Raw genomic sequence first — 17,811 nt, 5'->3', positions numbered from 1 at the left:
CCTCAGGGCGTTCGTGCGGAAGTCCCAGCCGCTGCGGCGTTATCTCCCCCGCTGAGCAGGAGGTAGGCGCTCGCCGTCCACGTGTAGGCGCGGTCCCTCAGGCCCTGGCCGGTGAGCGCGTCGAAGTTCTCGGCGAATCCGGACTTCTCGCAGGTCGCCCGGAACCGCGCGCTCACCAGGCCGGCCAGCTCCACCGCGCCACCCCGGCGCAGGCCGTCCTCGATCAGCACCGTGGCCGGGGCCCACACCGGGCCCCGCCAGTAGCCGTCGGCCTCGTAGTGCGGGGAGCTGAGCAGCTCGGTGGCCGGTCCGACCGACGTCAGATGTTCGGCGACACCACCGCACAACTGGTCGAAAACCTCGCGTGGCAGGTGCTCGCCGAGCACGACGGGCATCAGGTCGAGCAGGCTCGCGGTGGCCCGGAGCTCCCCCGACACCACACCGCGGCTGACGAACCTGGTGCCGTCCCACAGTTCTGCCAGCATCGCGGAGAGCATCTCATCGGCCCGTTCACCCCAGGGCGTCGCGTCCCCCACCTCCGCGGCGAGCACGGCCAGTTCCTTCATCTGCAGCACCAGGAACGCGGCCAGATCGGCCGACTCGACCAGCCGTTCGCGCAGGAACACGGTCGAGTTGTCCCAGCCGCTGTCGTTGCCGTGCTCGTAGTAGGGCAACGGGCGGCCCGGCGCCCGGCGGTGGTCGAGCCAGAACGACGTCCACGCCGACAGCTGCCGGTAGGCCAGTTCCGGATCGGGCACGCCGCCCAGGAGCGAACGCAGGCGGCTGAGCGTCCAGCCGTGGATCGGCGGCTTCACGAAGTTGCGCAGCACCTCGGAGTGGGTGATCGAGTCCGGTAGCGCACCCTGCGCGTCCTGGTGGTCGAACACCACCTGGAACTGGTCCCAGGCCAGCTCCGGTGCACCAGGGGCGAGCGCCAGCGCGTTGAAGCAGTGGTCCCAGCTCCAGACCTTGTCCATCCAGTGCTTGGACATCAGCACCGCGGGACGCGTCACGAACCCGGCCGGCGCGACGGTCGCCGACCAGATCACGTAGCAGGCCAGTTCGGCAGCCGGTGCGGACGGCGAGACAGCGTCCACGAACCGGCTGAACTCGTCGCGTGCGGCATCGACAGCGCCGTCGAACCCGATGTCGCTGTTGAACGGCTCTCGCGCGGTGGTGAACTCCTCGATCACCACCTCCCACGGTCCGTCACCCAGAACGACGGCCCGGTCGGCCGTCGCGAGATCCTCCGCACCCACGATCTCCGACTGTCCGGAAAGGACTGTCACGCGGAACCGGTGCCCGGTTTCGTACGACGTGAAGACCGCGCCGCCGGAGGGTTCGGCGAAGAAGTACGTGCCGGTGAACGGCGTCAGCGTCCGTTCGGCGGCCGCGATCCGCATCCCCAGGCCGTTTCCGGAGATCCGGAGCGTGTCAGGAGACGAGAACACGGCCTGGATCAGCGACTCGCCACTGCGCCACGTGAGCACCGCCGGGTCGGCGACGATCTCGGTGGGCTGCGACGGCACCAGGGACAACACGGCGTGCATCCCGTTGCGGTGCGACACCACGTGCACGTCCTGCGCGTACCTGGCCAGTCCCACCACCGGCGAGAGGCCGAACCACGAGCCGGCACGGCTGAACGGGATCTCCCGCACGGAGAACTCGGTGGCCACAGGTTTTCCCCTTCAGTCCTTGACGGCACCCGACGTGACACCCGCGGCGACGAACCGCTGGGCCACCACGATGAGCACCGTCGCGGGCACGGACGCGACCACGGCGGTGGCCATGATCGAGTTCCACTCCTGGTTGTTGTTGCCGATGTAGCGGTAGATGCCGAGGGTGAGCGGCTGCAGCGCGCCGCCGGAGTCGAGCGTGGCGGCGAACAGGAAGTCCGACCACGCCCACAGGAACGAGAACAGCGCGGCGGTCACCAGGCCGTTGCGGCTGGCGGGCAGCACGATCGAGACGAACGACCGCCACGGGCCCGCCCCGTCGATCTTGGCTGCTTGTAGCACCTCGTCCGGCACGGACGCCATGAACGACGTCAGGATCAGCACGGCGAACGGCACCGCGATGGTCGAGTCCGCGAGCACCAGTCCCCACACGGTGTTCGTGATGCCGAGCTTGACGTAGATGCCGTAGAAGCCCAGCGCCATGATGATTCCCGGGATCATCTGCGCGACCAGCAGCACGAAGCCGAGCGTCGGCCGGCCGGCGGGACGGAGCTTGGCCAGCGAGTACGCCGCCGGTGCCGCCAGGACCAGCGTCAGCACCACGGTTCCGGCCGCGACGAGCAGACTCGTGCCGAGGTACGGCAGCTGCTCGCGCAGCACCCGTTCGTAGCCCTCGGTCGTCGGGTTGACCGGGAACATGCTGGGCGGCTTGCGCATGTCGCTCATGGGTGTGAGCGACACGTTGACCATCCAGTACACCGGGAACAGCATCAGCGCGGTGAGCAGCACGCCGACCGGGGTGCGCCAGGACCTCATGCGAGCTCCTGCCTGCGCTGGGTGCGGATGTACAGCAGCCCGGCCACGACCGCGATCAGGATCAGCACGTTGCCGACGGCGGCGCTGGGCCCGAAGCGCGGCAACATGTTCCCGAACCCGAGTTCGTACGCCCAGGTGGCGAGCGTGGTGGACGAGCCGCTCGGCCCGCCCTTCGTCATGATCCAGATGATGTCGAAGACCTTCAGCGTGTAGACCAGACCGAGCAGCAGCGTGATCGCGGAAACCGGGCGCAGCAACGGGAACGTGACGTGCCAGAACGTCTGCCAGCCACTCGCACCGTCCAGAGCGGACGCCTCGTAGACCTCGCGCGGGATGTTCTGCAGCCCGCTGTAGAGCACCACGAGGTTGAACGGGATGCCGATCCAGATGTTCGCGATCGTCACCGCCACCAGCGACCAGTCGGGCGAGGTCAGCCAGTTGACCGGGTCCAGCCCCACGCCCTTCAGCACCGCGTTGACCAGCCCGGACTCGCTGTTGAGCAGCCACGCCCAGGTGGATGCCGAGACGATCAGCGGCAGCAGCCACGGAACGAGGAACAACGCGCGCAGCGTCGCCGACAACCGGAACCCGCGGGCGAAGAACAACGCCGCCGCGAGTCCGATGGTGTACTGGCAGAACAGCGAGATCAGGGTGAACAGGACGGTGTTCACCAACGCCGTGCGGAAGGTCGGGTCGCTGAACACGGTGACGTAGTTGTCGAACCCGACCAGCGGCGCACCACCGTGGACGAACGAGCGCACGGTGTACCCGCGGATGCTCAGGTCGACGTTGGTGAACAACGGATACGCGTAGCACACCGCCAGGTACGCCACGAGCGGGAGCAGGAAGGCCCAGCCGGCCAGCCTCGAACGCACCAGGTGCCTACTTCGCCGACGCCTGGGCGTCCCGCAGCGCCGCTTCCGGTGTCTTGGCACCGGTGAGCGCGGCCTGCACGGCACCCCACAGCGGCTGTGAGATCTTCGGGTACTTCGTGCCGAGGTCGTCCCCGGTGCGCCCCTTGGCGTTCTTCACCGCCTCCACCCACACGGCCAGCTCCGGCTGAGCCGAAACCTGTTGCTGCTGCACGGAAGGCACCGCGGAGATGTAGGTCAGCGCGGTGTCCGAGGCCAGCACCTTGTCCGGCGCGGTGAGACAGGTCGCGACGCGGCCCGCCTTGGTCTCGGCGTCCTTGTCGCTCTGCGCCGGAACCGTGACGAACTCGCCACCCGTCGGCGCGGGCGCGGTGCCGCCGGTCCGGCCGGGAATCGGGATCACGCCGTACTCGAACCCGGCCTTCTTCGCGTTGCCCAGCTGCCAGGTGCCGTTCTCGGTGAACGCGTACTCGCCGGTCGCGAACTCCTGCCAGCTCGTCGTCTGGGTGTTGCCGACGACCGAGTTCGGCGCGTACCCGTTGTCCAGCCACGACTTCCACAGTTCGAGCGCGGCCTTCCCGGACGGCAGGTCGGTCAGCGACGCGCCCGCGCCCCAGAACCACGGCAGGAACTGGAAGGTGCCTTCCTCGGTGCCGATCGCGGAGAAGGTGATGCCCTTCTTGCCGGAGGCCTTCACCTTGGCCAGCGCGGCGGTCAGCGAGTCCCAGTCCTTGATGGACGCCGGGTCGACGCCCGCCGCCGCCAGCACCGCCTTGTTGTAGTAGAGAGCCAGGGTGTTCGCCCCGATCGGCGTGCCGTAGGTCTGGCCGTTCACGACTCCGGCGGCGGCGAGGTTCGGCGAGACCTGCGACGCGTCGAGCCCGACGTCCTGGTTCGGCTTGAGCACTCCCGCCTCGGCGAGCGTGGACACCACCGGGTTGTCGAGCACCAGCACGTGCGGCGCGGTGCCCTGCTGTGCGGCGAGCAGGACCTTGCTGGTCAGGTCCGTGGTGTCGTAGGCCTGGCGCTGGATCTTCACGCCCGCCTCCGTGCCGCACTTGTCGATCGTCTTCGCCCACTCGGACTCGGCGGTGAACTGCGGATACGGGTCCCACACGGAGAACGCGTCCGAGGTCGTGGCGGGCGTCGACGAGCACGCGGTCACGGACACGACCAGGCCTAACGCGGCCAGCAGTCTCGTGGGAACAGAGGCGGGGAACATGGGGGTCCTTCCTGGCGGCTGCGCTGACGGCATGAGGTCGAACCGGTTCGACATCTGGAAGTGGGCGCCAACGTAATCGGGCGCGATGGTGTCTCGCAAGAGGGAAAGTTCTACGATGATGCGTAGTCGAACCGGTTCACCGGGAGGGTCATGAACATCGGAGAGATCGCCAAGCGGGCCGGGGTGTCCCGGAGCACCGTGTCGTACGCCCTGAGCGGGAAACGGCCCGTTTCGACGGCGACCGCCCAGCGGATCAACGACGTGATCGACGAGCTCGGCTACCGGCCGAACGCCAGTGCCCGCGCGCTGGCCGAGGGACGCACCCGCACGCTGGGGCTGGTGATACCGCCTGCGAGCGCCCGGCTCACCGACGTGCAGCTGGCGTTCGTCGCCAGCGTCGTGGAGGCGGCCGCGGTCCACGACCACGACGTGCTGCTGTCCCCCAGCGGCGGCGACCACGACCGGTCGTTCGAGCGGATCGTGACCGGCCGGCGCGTCGACGGCGTGATCCTGATGGAGATCCTCCTGCAGGACCCCAGGGTCGACCGGCTGACCAGCGCCGATCTGCCGTTCGTGACGATCGGCCACGTCGAGGACCCGGCCGCGTCGTGGTGGGTCGACGTCGACTACGCCGGGCTGATCAGCCGCTGCGTGCGCCACCTGGCCGACCTGGGTCACCAGGACGTCGTGCTGATCAACCGGTCCGACGAGCTGGTCGCGGCGGGGTACGGCCCGGCTCTGCGTGCGACGACGGCGTTCACGACGACTGCCGAGGAGTGCGGCATCAACGCGCACACGGTGTGCTGCGCGGACGAACCCGCCGCTGGTCAGGCGTGTTTCGAGGAGATCAGGACCCGCTGGCCGGACGTGACGGCGGCGGTGACGATCAACGAGGCCGCGCTGCCAGGAGTGCAACGCGCGCTGCACCGCGCCGGGCTCGACGTGCCGCGCGACTTCTCGCTGACCGGCGTGATCGCCGACCGGCTCGCCGAGGACTTCCACCCGCCGCTGACGGCCGGCGACGTGCCTGCGGTGGAGATGGCGCGGATGGCCGTCGACCTGCTGCTGGGGCAGATCGGCGACGAGTCGGCGACGCCGCGGCACAGCATGCTCGCACCGCCGATCACGCTGCGGTCGAGTACCGGAGCGCGCCGCAGGGCCTGAGTCGCTCGAACCGGTTCGACATGCGAGATGCACTTAAGAGGCCTCGAAACGTTTCGAAAATGAATTCGAAACGCCTGGCGATTGACGCCGTTCCGCGGCACTCCTACGTTGATCTTTCAGCTCCCTTCCCGAAAGGGTGTGGAAGATGCGCAGGCGTTCGTTCTTCGGCCTGGCTGCGGCCGGTGTGCTCACCCCGGCCGTCGCGCAGGCACAAGCTCCGGCGCGAACCCGGTGGGTGAACACCTGGACGTCCATGCCGCAGCTCTGCGAACCGGGCAACATGCCGCCTCCGCCGTTCACCCAGAACGGTCTGGTGCTGGCCGACGCCACCCTGCGCCAGACCGTCCGGGTCACGACGGGCGGACGGCGGATGCGGTTGCGCTTCTCCAACGCGTTCGGCGGCACGGTGCTGCCGATCACCGCTGTCACGATCGCACTCCCGGCCGACGGTCGCGCGGGAGTCAGCGCGATCCAGCCGGCCACGCTGCAACGAGTCACCTTCACCGGGCGGTCCTCAGTGGACGTTCCGAAGGGCGCGCTGGTCGTGTCCGATCCGCTGGACTTCCGGCTGAAGCCCGGATCGAACCTCACCGTGACGGTCTACCTGGCCCGCGGGCAGGCGTCCAACGACATCACCTCGCACCCCGGCTCGCGCACCACGTCGCACCTCCTGGCGGGCAACCACGTCGAAGCGGCCGACCTGCCCGGCGCGACCCGGACCGACCACTGGTACTTCCTCAGCGGCGTCGAGGTCCTCTCCGCCGCACCGGCCGTCGTGGTGATCGGCGACTCGCTGACCGACGGCCGAGGCTCCACCACCAACGGCAACGACCGCTGGCCCGACCAGCTCTTCAACCGGACGCGGGGCGAGGTCGCGGTGCTGAACCAGGCCGCGGGCGGCAACCGGGTGATGAACGACGGTCTCGGCCCCAGCGTGCTGGCCCGGCTCGACCGCGATCTGCTGGCGCAGAGCGGGGTCCGGTGGCTGATCCTGTTCGAGGGCGTCAACGACATCGGCACCGCGGCCACGACAGAAGCCGCCCAGAAACAGGTGGCCGACGACCTGATCTGCGCCTACCAGCAGATCCTCGAACGGGCCCACGCGCACGACATCAAGGTCTACGGCGCCACGCTGACACCGTTCGGAACCAGCTTCTACGACGAGGGGTTCCGCGAGGAGTCCCGGCAGACCGTGAACCGCTGGATCCGCACCTCCAAACGGTTCGACGCGGTCATCGACTTCGACGCCGCTGTGCGTGACCCGGCGAGTCCGCGGCAGCTCCTGCCCGCCGCGGACGTCGGCGACCACCTGCACCTCAACCCGACGGGCTACCGAATGCTCGCCGAGGCGGTGCCATTGCACCTGTTCCGCTAGTGTATTGCACCTGTTCCGCTAGTGTCCTGCGCCGGAAATCCGCTTACAAAATCGGGCAGTGACTCGAGGATCTCTTCGGCGGTCTTGGTCCAGAGGAACGGCCGGGGATGGGTGTTCCAGTCGGCGATCCAGGCTCGGACATCCTTCTCCAGCGCCTGCACGCTCTTGTGGGCGCCGCGTTTGATCTTCTGCTCGGCCAGGAGTCCGGACCAGCGTTCGACCTGGTTGATCCAGGAGGAACCGGTCGGGGTGAAGTGCATGTGGAACCGAGGATGGCGGGCCAGCCAGGCTTTGATCGCCGGGGTCTTGTGGGTGCCGTAGTTGTCGCAGACCAGGTGCACGTCCAGCTCGGCGGGAACGGTCTTGTCGATCGTGATCAGGAACTTCTTGAACTCGGCGGCACGGTGCTGGCGGTGCAACTCGCCGATCACCGTGCCGTCGGCGATGTCGAACGCGGCGAACAGGCTGGTGATGCCGTTGCGGACGTAGTCGTGGGTGCGCCGTTCGGGCATGCCGGGCATCATCGGCAGCACCGGCTGAGACCGGTCCAGTGCCTGGATCTGACTCTTCTCGTCCACGCACAGCACCACCGCCCGCTCCGGCGGATTGTGATACAGGCCAACGACATCCACGACCTTCTCCACGAACATCGGATCGGTCGAGAGCTTGAACGTGTCCGCACGATGCGGCTTGAGCCCGAAGTCGCGCCAGATCCGGCCGATGGTCGACTTGCTCAGCCCGGACTTCTCCGCCATCGACGCCCGTGACCAATGCGTGGCATCGCGCGGAATCTCCTCCAGCGTCGCCACGATCACCTCCTCCACCTGGTCGACCGTGATCGACGGCGGCCGGCCCGGCCTGTCCTCATCCATCAGCGCGTCCAGGCGTCCGTCCGCGAACCGGGCACGCCACTTGCCCACCATCGTCCGATGCACACCCAGCCGCGCCGCGGCCTCCACATTGGACAAACCCTCCGCGCACGCCAGCACCACCCGGCACCGCAGAGCCAGCGCCTGCGAACTCGTCGCACGCCGCGCCCACCGCTCCAGCGTCTCCCGCTCGTCAGCGGTCAACACCAGCTCGACTTTCGGTCGTCCAGTCCGCGCCATCCACCCACACTAGACTTAGTCGGAGGATTTCCGGCGCAGGACACTAGCAGGGTGTCGCTGCTTAGTTCTGGCGCTTGCTCTTGCAGATGAAGGGAACCTTCATCCAGCAACCAGACCTGGGCACACCGTGACGATGTTCCACGCCGGGAGCGCTCTCACGTCTAGTTCTCACCATGAACGGCGCATTCGTGCACCTCAGGTGGACAAAAGTGCCGTTCATGGCACACGCAAACCGGGCGTATGAGGCAAACCGGACGCAGCCTTGCGCAGGCTGCAACCAGCACGAACGACTTTGCCGGGGCCCTGAGCCTCAGGTGGATGAAGGTTCCCTTCATCCACAACCGGAAGCACAACTGAGCCGCGACACGCTACTAGACAACCCTTCACCCCGATGATCGGCAGCCAGAGGGCGCGGCACGATACCGGCCGCATGTCTTCCTCGAAGGTTGCCGTCTGCGGCGCGAGTTCGAGCAGCAGTATGTTCAGCAGCATCAGAAGCTGATAGCCGAACCGCCAGGTGGACAAGAAGTTGCCAACGCCGAACGCCGAGGTTCGGGCTGGCTGCGACGATGGCCGGGAAAAGCATCCCTCACGTAGATCCGAAATTCACCGAAGGATCTCCACCATTCGCGAAGAATCCGCGGTGCCACTGCCGACTCGAATTAGGGTGGGAACCCGGGTCCGACCACCGGGCCCGTTCAGCTCGGCTCAGGCCAAGAAGTGGAGCATCTCATGAATGCGCTGCGCAAGGCGCGCGTCGCTGCGCTGACCATGACCGCCATTGCTGCGGCCGCAGTCCCGCTGGCGTTGCCCGCTGCCGCAAACGCGTCCCCGACGGCCCCAACGGTGTTCGTCAGGGTCTGCAACGACGCCAAGAACGCCACCACGAAGACCATCACCGTCTCCGGAACGGTCGATGGCGGTCAGAGCGTCACGCTCCGGCCCATGACGATCGGTCGCGTCTGCATCCGCACGGCCCAGAAGTTCAGGTTCGGCCAGGTGGAATGGTCCACAGGCCTCCGGACCTTCACCGTGGACTCCCACAAGGACGGGGAAACGGTCGTCGTTCGCGTCGACAACTGATCAGCCAGTTCCGAAAGCACGTTCAGATCGTGGCGGGCTGAACGTGCTTTTCGCGCTACCAGTGCCTGCGTCGAAACCCGTTCGGCGAGAACGGTGGTTGGAGTGGTTCCTGGCGCCGGCCTGTCGCGAACCTGGACTCGGCACGAGCTCCAGTCTCACTTGCGACCGTTGAACGTCCACCGCCCACAGGACACGGACCGGACCGAGAAGCCTGTCCCGTTCGGCACGTGGACCTCGGCGGTCGAGCCGACGGGCACCTCGACGGTCAGCCGCAGCACGCCGTCGACCTTCGCCCACGACACGCCGATCCGGCCGCGCACGCTCTCGAACTCCAGGCTTGCCCACGACACCCCGGCCGTCGCGTTCGGCTTGACCTTGAACGTCCGATAGCCCGCGTCGCCGGGCACCAGTCCGGCCACGTGCTCGTACAACCATTGCGCGACAGTGCCCTTGAAGTAGTGGTTGCGGGAACGGGTGCCGGTGTCCCACATCTCCCACATGGTGTCGGCGCCGTTCGCGAACCAGTGGCCCCAGCTCGGATACGACCGTTCGGTGGCCATGGCGGTGGCGACGTCCGCGTGTCCGTTGTCGCTCAACGCCTTCAGCAGCCCGCTCGCGCCGAGGCAGCCGACGTTGACGTGGTTGCCGTTCGCTCGGACCTCAGCCGCGAGCCGGTCGGCCACGGCCTGGACCGAACCGGCGGGAACCATGCCGAACGCCAGCGGGATCGCGTTGGACGTCTGCCGGTAGCCGGTGTCCTTGGCCGTGCGGTAGTAGCCCGCGCCGAGGAACGCGTTGTTGAACGCCGTCAGCAGACCAGCGGCCACCTCGCGATAGCGCGGCACGGGTGTGCCGATCACGTCACCGAGCTCGGCGGTGTGCAGCAGGGAGCGGTAGAGGTAGGCGGTGGCGGTGAGCCGGGTGTCCTCTGGAGGGATGCCACCGGATCCGGGCGGCAGGTAGTCGCCGAGCGCGGTGACGGCCAGACCGTCGCGGAGCCGCGCGATCTCCCAGTCCAGGTAGCGGGTGAGCACCGGCCAGTGCTGCGCGGGCAGCCGGTCGTCGCCGTAGATCCGGTACATCTCCCGCAGCACGAACGGGTACACCGTCGTCCACTCCGGCGCGGGTGCGAGCTCGCGGTAGCCCCAGCCGCCGCTGGGCACGATCACCGGCAGCTGCCCGGCCGCGTCCTGGCTGTCCGCGAGGTCGCCGAGCCACTTGGTGAAGAACTTCGCCATGCCGAACTCGGCCAGCATCGACGGCGCGCCGACCTGCGCGTCGCCGGTCCAGCCGTTCTTCTCGTAGGTCGGGGTGTCGGTGGGGATGCCGTGCAGGTTGTTCGCGACGGTCCGGCGCATCGCCGCGTCGTACTGCTCGAACAACGGCTCCGAGCACCGGAAGGTGCTCACCGTCGGCACGTCCGAGTGCACGACCCTGCCGACGAGCTTCGGTGCCGCCGTCAGTCCGGCGACCTCGACGTATCGGAAACCCTTGTAGGAGAACTTCGGTTCCCACGTCTCCTGCCCGCCGCCGCAGACGTACTCGTCGAGCTGGATGCGGTTGCCGGTGACGTGGCCGTTCTCCATGTGCACGGTGCCGTCGGAGTTCAGCGTCTCGCCGTGCTTGAGCCGCACCACCGTGCCCGCCGGTGCCTGGACGGTGAGCTGGGTCCAGCCGGACATCGTGCGGCCCATGTCCGCGACGAACACACCGGGCTTCGGCGAGGTGACGACGGGCGTGACCGACTCGACCACGCGGATCGGTTCGTGTTCCTGGGCTTTCAGCGTGCCTCGGGGCGCGGGGCGGATCGGCGTGCGTTGCCACTTCGAGTCGTCGAAACCGGGCTTGGTCCAGTCCTTCGGGGCCAGCCGGGCGTCGTGGGTTTCGCCGGTGTAGAGCGAGTTCGACACCGTGGGTCCGTCGGTGAGCCGCCACGACTCGTCCGACGCGATGGTGGTCCGGGTGCCGTCCGGGTGGTCGATCTCCAGCTGGGCCAGCAGTTTCGGCTCGTCGTGCCACGGCGGCCGCTCCCAGTGCCACACGTTCGGCGACTTCATGCCGAAGAACCCGCGGCCGAGCGTCACACCGATGGCGTTGCGACCACTGCGAACCAACCCGGTGACGTCGTGCGTCGCGTACAGCACGGTGTTGTCGTAGTCGGTGAAGCCGGGATCCAGCACACGGTCGCCGACGCGCCGGCCGTTGATCTCGGTCTCGTGGTAAGCAAGACCGCTGACGTACAACCGGGCCCGCGAGACCGGCTTGCCGAGCGTGAACTCCTTGCGCAGCAACGGCGCGGGTTGCTCGACGACTGAGACGTTCGAACCCCACGGCCCTTGCCCGTACGGGTCGAGCACAGTCGCCGCGGCCCACCCCGAGTCGTCGAAGTCCGGCGTCTGCCAGCCGGTCTGCTCGGTGTCCGCCACCTTCCACCCCGGCCCGGTGACGAGCTCGCGCTGTCCATCGGGCAGGTCCGCGACCAGCCGCACCAGCAGTCCCGCCGGTCCGGCAGAACGGTTCGTGGCACGGACCGCGAGCACGATCCGCCTGCCGCTGACCAGACGCGTGACGTCAGCGCGTTGGCCGACCTTCCACACGTCCGTCTGTTCCGGCACGTGCAGTGCCTCGGATCCGTTGACGTACAACGTGAAGTCGTCGTCCGCGGTCGCGACCAGCCGAACCCGGGTCGCGTCCGCGGGCAGCTCCAGCCGGGCCCGGAACCAGCGGCTCTCCGCCGGCGTGGTCGCCGACCAGATCCACGAGACACCGGTGAAGCCGAGCGACGTGTCCGGTGCCCCGATCCACCGCGCCTGCCACGGCGTGCCGAGCAACGCCGTCTCCCACCAGCTGCTCGCGCTCCACCCCGACACCCGGCCGGAGCCGTCCCACACCCGCACCCGCCAGTGGTACCGGGTCCGCGGCCGCAACCCCTTGCCGCCGTAGGGGATTCCCGTCGTGCGATCCGAGCCGACCCGGCCCGACTGCCACACGTCCGCACGTCCGGGCGCGGTGCCGACCTCGACCTGGTAGGCCGTCTGCCGCGCCCCCGTGCCGTCCGCCGCGAGCACCCAGCTCAGCCGCGGCACCGTGACGTCGGTGCCCAGCAACGTCTCCGCGTACTCGACCGCGGTGCGCACCACCCGCAGGCCACCCGCCTGACCGGACGCGGCTCGCGCCACCCCGACCGGCAGCGTCGTCGCGGACAGCCCGACCGCCGATGTCTTCAGGAACTCCCGTCGCCGCACGTCGTCTCCACCTTCGTCGCTGGATGAAACGTTTCAATTCCCGAGGTGGGAGCCAGCGTGTTACGGACGGCATGCGACGTCAAGGCGGTTGGTGACAGGCTGTCCGGTTTCGGACACGGGTTGTGAATCGTTTAAAGGATCACTCCTCTTCCCGCCAGTCGGTGAACGGGTCGGCGAACTCCAGCTCGTCGATCAGCGCCAGTTCCTCGTCGGTGACCAGGGCGGCGGCCAGCGCGGTGGTGATCTTCTCCGGCTCCGGCGAGGTCGTGATCACCACGAGCTCCTGCGCCGGACCGTGCCCGGATTCGCGCCACGAACCGAGGTTGCCGACCCGCAGCGATCTACCGGCGGACTCCAGCCACAGCGCTTCGTCCCGCTGGCTCGCCATCCACACCCGGCCGCGCGCACGCACCACGTCGTCGAGGAGAACGCCCATCGCGCCGTGCAGCCGCATCGGGTGGAACGGCCGCTGCTTCGCGAAGTGGACGACGGACACGCCGTGCGCGGGTTCGAGCGAGGGCCCGCCGTACAACAGTGAGCCGAAGCCGTCGTCGAAACCGCCCCGGCGCGCGTTGGCAGGGATGGCCGCGAAGAGCGCGGGCACGTCGAGCGCGGACAGATCCTGCCGTGGCGCCAACGGGTTCAACCGATCCAGCACGGCGTCGAGCACCGGATCCCCGTCACCGGCCAGCACGAGCGCGTCCGCGAACTCCGCCTGCCCCACGACGACCTGGGCCACTGTGCGTTCGTCGCTGTCCGCCGCGCCCATGCCGCGCTCGGCCAGCGTGTCCTCGCCGGTCGCGTCGGCGAGCCAGGTCGCCCGGTCGACCACCGTGACGACCGCGTCCACCCGGATGTCGGTCTCCGCCAGCGCGAAGCAGACGGCCTCGGGTTCCAGCACCGGGTCGAGGTGCACGATCACCCGGCAGTTCAGCTCCTCCAGCAACGGCAGCAGGTCCAGCCGCAGCGTGCACGACACGCAGCCGTGCGCGAGTTCCAGCTCTGTCAGCACACCGTCGACCCACCGCCGGATGGTGCCGCCGGCGAGTCTGCTCAGGTCGTGGCGGACGAGCGCGGAGTCCGGCGACCTCCGCCAGATCTCGTCGGCCACGTGGTGGTCCGTCAACCCCGCGACGAGGACGACCTCGGTTCCCATCTCAGCCTCCGAAGTGGTGTGCGTGCAGATCGGAGATGTCCCACTCCGGCAACGGATCCTCGAACGCACGCCAGTGCACCGGACCGGCCGCGAGCTCGGCGTCGGTCAGCAGCGCGGGGTCCAGGCGGCGGCACGGTTCATCGAGGTCGAGGCCGACGCCGATGAACACCAGCTCCTGACGCGCGTGCGGGGTGCCGAGCAGCTGGCCCGGCTCCAGCACGAGGTTCGGCCCCGCCTGCGACCACACGGCGAGCACGTCCGGCCGCGAGGCGATGTGGCAGAAACCCTTGCTGCGCAACACTCCCTCCCACCCGTCCAGCGCCGCCACCAGCCGCGCCGGGTGGAACGGCCGCGAAGCCCGGTAGGTGACCGAGCGGATCCCGTACTCCTCGGTCTCCGGCGTGTGCCCGCCCGCCAGCTCGGCAGCCCAGCCGGGAGCCTGCGCGGCCGTCACCGGGTCGTAGCGGCCCGTGTCGAGCACCTCGGCCAGATCGACCACACCCTGCCGCGTGCGCACCAGCCGCGCGGTGGGGTTGAGCCTGCGCAGCACCGCCTCGAGTGCCGCCAATTCATCTGCGGAGACCAGATCGGTCTTGTTCACCACCAGCAGGTCGGCGAACTCCACCTGGTCGACCAGCAGGTCCGAGATGGTGCGCTCGTCGCCGTCCGCCGCGGCGAGATCCCGCTCGTCGAGCCTCTCCCCCGCCCTGAGCTCCCGCAGGAACCCGGACGCGTCCACGACCGTCACCATCGTGTCGAGGCGGGCGCGGTCGGACAGGCTCGTGCCGTCCTCGAACACCCAGTCGAACGTCGCCGCCACCGGCATGGGCTCGGAGATGCCCGTCGACTCGATGAGGATCGTGTCGACTCGATGAGGATCGTGTCGAACCGGCCGTCCCGCGCCAGCTCGGCCACGCTCTCGAGGAGGTCCTCGCGCAACGTGCAGCAGATGCAGCCGTTGGTCAGCTCGACCAGCCGCTCCTCGGTGCGGTCCAGGGTGCCCTGGCCCGCCACCAGCGCGGCGTCGATGTTCACCTCGCTCATGTCGTTGACGATCACCGCCACGCGCCTGCCTTCGCGGTTGGCCAGGACGTGGTTGAGCAGCGTGGTCTTGCCCGAGCCGAGGAAGCCGGACAGGACCGTCACGGGAGTGGTCACCTGCACATGATAATCATCCCCATTAGGAGGTCGCCACGGCGCCACCCAGCTGGACCGCGCGCACCCGGCCCGGCCATCATCAACTCCACTGTGGACGGTGTGCTGGCCGCGGTGACGGCAGGCTCGTCCGGGGATCGGCCGGGAGATCTCACGGCCGATCCGCTCATGACCCCGACGACGCCCGGCGGGACACCGGCAGCTCCACCACGCCGAGCCGCCGGTGGATCCGGCGGGCCGCTTCCCGATGCCCCGCGGCGGATTCCGCGTCGTCCACCAGCAACTCCGCGATCACCAGGTGGAACAGCGCCACGTGCCGCAGATCCGCGACCTGGTCGGCCAGCCGCAGACCGTCCTCGAAGGTCCGCAACGCCACCGCGGACTGGCCGGTCGCCTGCAGCACCGATCCCGCCGTGTACAGCGCCGCCGCGTGTGCCGCGGACGGGGGCAGGCTTTCGTGCAGCAGCAACGCTTCCCGCGCCGGTGCGAGGGCCTCGGCAGCTTGGTGCTGACGCAACAGGGCGTTCGCCAGCCGGTCGAGCACGGCGGCCTGGGCTCGGGGATCGCCGGTCGCGCGGGTGATCTCCAGCGCCTCCCGCATGCGTTCCAGAGCGTCGGCGAGATTGCCGGTCGCGGCCAGGCAGTAGCCGAGGTTCGCCCTGGCCAGGCCCTCGACCGTGCCGCTGGCCAGCCGGACGGCGCGCTGGGACTCGCGGACGGCGTCCTCCAGCTCGCCCAGGTCGGCGAGTGCGGCGCCCTCGCTCACCAGCAGCTGGGCCTCCGCCTCTCCGTCGCCGCTGGCAGCCGCCAGACCCGCGCGGCACACCTTCAGCCGATCTACGCGGTTGCCGTTGCGGGCGTAGAAGGCGTCGAGGCACAACGCCAGCTGCCACGTGCGCGTCCGGTCGCCGTTCTCGAGCAGCAGCCGCAGGTTGTGCTCCTCCTGCTCGAACCACTCCATCGCCGCCCGGTGGGAGGTGAGCTCGGGGAAGCTCGCTGGCGGGTGCGCCGGCGCGGCGATCGGTTGCGGATGATCGGAGAGCAGCGCGCGGGCGGTGTCGGCCACGTGCAGGTAGTAGTCGAGCAGCCGGTCCCCGCTCTCCCGGTTGTCCTCGCCGGCGATGAGCTGGCGGGTGAACAGGCGCACCAGGTCGTGCCGCACGTAGCGGTCCGGTGTGGACTCGTGCAGCAGGCTCGCCGACGCGACCGTGCGCAGGTGGGTGCGGGCCGTCAGCACGTTCACGTCCAGCAGGGCCGCCGCGGCGTAGCTGTCGATGTCGGTACCGGGGTGCAGGCCGAGACTGCGGAACGTCCTGGCCGCGCCTTCCGGCAGCTCCCGGTAGCTCACCGCCAGCGCCGACCGGACTCCCCTGTCCTGTTCCGGCAGGGTGAACGCCGCGAGCCTGTTCTGCTCGTCGCGCAGCTCGTCGACGAGTGCCTGGATCGTCCACCTCGGACGCGAGGCCAGGCGCGCGCTCACGATACGCAGCGCGAGCGGGAGACCGCCGCACAGCCCGATCAGCTCCGCGGTCGCCTCCGGTTCCGGCTCGGTCCGATGCCGGCCCAGGCCCGCTGTGAGCAGTTCCCCGGCGGTCCGGTCGTCGAGCGTCTCGACGCCGAGCACGGCGGCGCCCTCGGTGACCACGAGGTCTTCCAGGCAGTGCCTGCTGGTGACGAGCACCAGGCAGCGCGGCGAGCCCGGCAGCAACGGCCGCACCTGCTCGACGGATCGGGCGTTGTCCAGCACGACGAGGACGCGCCGGTGCGCGAGCAGTGACCGGTACTGGGCGGCGAGCGCGTCCAGCCCGCCGGACAGGCGCACGTTCTCCACCCCCAGCGCGCGCAGGAAGCCGACGAGCGCGGTCTTCACCTCGAGCGGCTCGCGTTCGGCGAACCCGCGCAGGTCGACGAACAGCTGGCCGCCGGGGAACCGGTCGGCGACGCGGTGGGCCCAGCGCAGGGCGAGCGCCGTCTTGCCGACTCCGGGCGGACCGGACAGCAGACCGATGCCCGCGTCGCAGAGGAGACCGTCCAGCTGGGACAGTTCGGCGTCGCGGCCGACGAACCCCCGGTGCTCGTGCGGTAGCTGGGCCGGTACCTGGACGGGCTGGCGGGCGGGACGCGGGGACGCGTCGCCGACCAGCACCGCGTGGTGCGCGGCCCGCAGCTCGGGACCGGGGTCGACGCCCAGCTCGTCGGCGAGCTGCGCGCGGGTACGTCCGAAGAGGTCCAGCGCCTCGGCCTGGCGGCCGGTGCGGAGCAGGGCGAGCATCAGGCTGGCGACGAGCGGCTCGCGCAGCGGGTGGTCCGTCACCGCCTCGCGCAGGCGCGTCGCGGCTTCCGCGGCACGACCGAGGACGATCAGCCGCGCGCCCAGCTCCTCGACCGCGGTCAGCCGCAGTTCCTCGAGCCGCGGCTCGTACGCCTCGTGCAACCGCCCGCCGGGCAGATCCGCGAGGAACGGCCCGCGCCACAGTTCCAGCGCCGAGGTCAGCCTCTCCGCCGCGGTCTCGTCGTCGGCCTGCCACGCGGTGGCCACCAGGTCCTCGAAGCGGAACACGTCGACCGCGTGCCGGTCTCCCACCAGCGCATAACCGGGCGCGCGTGTCACCAGGTCCACCGTGGACCCGAGCAGCTTGCGCAGCTGGGCGACGTGGCCCTGCAGCGCCGCCTTCGCCTGCGGAGGTGGAGCGCCGTCCCACACCAGCGACAGCAGCCGGTCGCCGGACACGACGTGGTTGAGCTCGAGCGCCAGCGCCGCGAGAACCGTGCGCCGCTTCGTCGCGGCGAGCGGCACGGGATCCTCGCCCGCGGGCACGAGCTCGACCGTCCCGAGCAGGTGGACGCGCATCTCTGTGGGGTTCCTCCGGCGATGTCAGCAACATTGGTGGCACGTTGGCCCGGCGTTGGCGCGTGCGCCAATGCTCGGGCCATGTAC

13 protein-coding genes are annotated in these 17,811 nt (G+C 69.4%); 3 read left to right on the top strand and 10 right to left on the bottom strand.

The window, feature by feature from the left end; all coding sequences use genetic code 11:
- Nucleotides 1–2 precede the first annotated feature (2 nt).
- From UK23_RS43335 to UK23_RS43320, 4 genes are read right to left on the bottom strand one after another with little or no spacing between them, the layout of a single operon-like run.
- Nucleotides 3–1,676: an amylo-alpha-1,6-glucosidase gene (locus UK23_RS43335; RefSeq protein WP_045317656.1), complete on the bottom strand. Its 1,674-nt coding sequence runs from the start codon at nucleotides 1,674–1,676 to the stop codon at nucleotides 3–5.
- 12 nt (nucleotides 1,677–1,688) lie between these two features.
- Nucleotides 1,689–2,492 carry a carbohydrate ABC transporter permease gene (locus UK23_RS43330; RefSeq protein ID WP_045317655.1) on the bottom strand — a complete coding sequence of 268 codons (804 nt, stop codon included), beginning with the start codon at nucleotides 2,490–2,492 and terminating at the stop codon, nucleotides 1,689–1,691.
- Nucleotides 2,489–3,367: a carbohydrate ABC transporter permease gene (locus tag UK23_RS43325; RefSeq protein ID WP_231114947.1), complete on the bottom strand. Its 879-nt coding sequence runs from the start codon at nucleotides 3,365–3,367 to the stop codon at nucleotides 2,489–2,491. The genes UK23_RS43330 and UK23_RS43325 overlap by 4 nt, the downstream gene beginning before the upstream one ends.
- A gap of 7 nt (nucleotides 3,368–3,374) precedes the next feature.
- Entirely contained in the window at nucleotides 3,375–4,586 is a 1,212-nt protein-coding gene (locus tag UK23_RS43320) for a sugar ABC transporter substrate-binding protein (RefSeq protein WP_045317654.1), read from the bottom strand.
- A gap of 150 nt (nucleotides 4,587–4,736) precedes the next feature.
- Between UK23_RS43320 and UK23_RS43315 the strand changes: the two genes are divergently transcribed.
- Together UK23_RS43315 and UK23_RS43310 are read left to right on the top strand one after the other, a co-directional pair.
- Entirely contained in the window at nucleotides 4,737–5,750 is a 1,014-nt protein-coding gene (locus UK23_RS43315; RefSeq protein WP_045317653.1) for a LacI family DNA-binding transcriptional regulator, read from the top strand.
- Between the two features lie 145 nt (nucleotides 5,751–5,895).
- Complete coding sequence (locus UK23_RS43310; RefSeq protein WP_045317657.1) at nucleotides 5,896–7,125, top strand: SGNH/GDSL hydrolase family protein; 1,230 nt, start codon at nucleotides 5,896–5,898, stop codon at nucleotides 7,123–7,125.
- On the opposite strand, the gene UK23_RS43305 is transcribed toward UK23_RS43310, so the two are convergent.
- Nucleotides 7,122–8,234, bottom strand: a complete 1,113-nt coding sequence (locus tag UK23_RS43305) for an IS630 family transposase (protein ID WP_156213811.1) — start codon at nucleotides 8,232–8,234, stop codon at nucleotides 7,122–7,124. The genes UK23_RS43310 and UK23_RS43305 overlap by 4 nt on opposite strands.
- A 732-nt stretch (nucleotides 8,235–8,966) precedes the next feature.
- Here UK23_RS43305 and UK23_RS43300 point away from each other — a divergent pair.
- Nucleotides 8,967–9,317, top strand: coding sequence for a hypothetical protein (locus tag UK23_RS43300; RefSeq protein ID WP_045317652.1), 351 nt, complete (start codon nucleotides 8,967–8,969; stop codon nucleotides 9,315–9,317).
- 155 nt (nucleotides 9,318–9,472) lie between these two features.
- On the opposite strand, the gene UK23_RS43295 is transcribed toward UK23_RS43300, so the two are convergent.
- The 5 genes from UK23_RS43295 to UK23_RS43280 all read right to left on the bottom strand — a co-directional run bounded on the left by UK23_RS43295 (nucleotide 9,473) and on the right by UK23_RS43280 (nucleotide 17,724).
- Nucleotides 9,473–12,562 (bottom strand): family 78 glycoside hydrolase catalytic domain, encoded by a 3,090-nt coding sequence (locus tag UK23_RS43295; RefSeq protein WP_045317651.1) that lies wholly within the window; start codon nucleotides 12,560–12,562, stop codon nucleotides 9,473–9,475.
- A gap of 139 nt (nucleotides 12,563–12,701) precedes the next feature.
- Complete coding sequence (locus UK23_RS43290; protein WP_045317650.1) at nucleotides 12,702–13,718, bottom strand: GTP-binding protein; 1,017 nt, start codon at nucleotides 13,716–13,718, stop codon at nucleotides 12,702–12,704.
- 1 nt (nucleotide 13,719) lies between these two features.
- Entirely contained in the window at nucleotides 13,720–14,544 is an 825-nt protein-coding gene (locus tag UK23_RS43285; RefSeq protein ID WP_419503925.1) for a GTP-binding protein, read from the bottom strand.
- On the bottom strand, nucleotides 14,463–14,876 hold the full coding sequence (locus UK23_RS55210; protein ID WP_419503924.1) for a GTP-binding protein: 414 nt from the start codon (nucleotides 14,874–14,876) through the stop codon (nucleotides 14,463–14,465). Before UK23_RS55210 ends, UK23_RS43285 begins: the two co-directional genes overlap by 82 nt.
- Before the next feature lie 163 nt (nucleotides 14,877–15,039).
- Nucleotides 15,040–17,724, bottom strand: coding sequence for an AfsR/SARP family transcriptional regulator (locus tag UK23_RS43280; RefSeq protein WP_045317649.1), 2,685 nt, complete (start codon nucleotides 17,722–17,724; stop codon nucleotides 15,040–15,042).
- Nucleotides 17,725–17,811 lie beyond the last annotated feature (87 nt).

Origin of the sequence: Lentzea aerocolonigenes, from assembly GCF_000955955.1 — a bacterium.
GTDB classification, from domain to species: domain Bacteria; phylum Actinomycetota; class Actinomycetes; order Mycobacteriales; family Pseudonocardiaceae; genus Lentzea; species Lentzea aerocolonigenes_A.
Note: the sequence above shows the minus strand (reverse complement) of the source record. Positions and strands in the feature narration are given on the sequence as shown.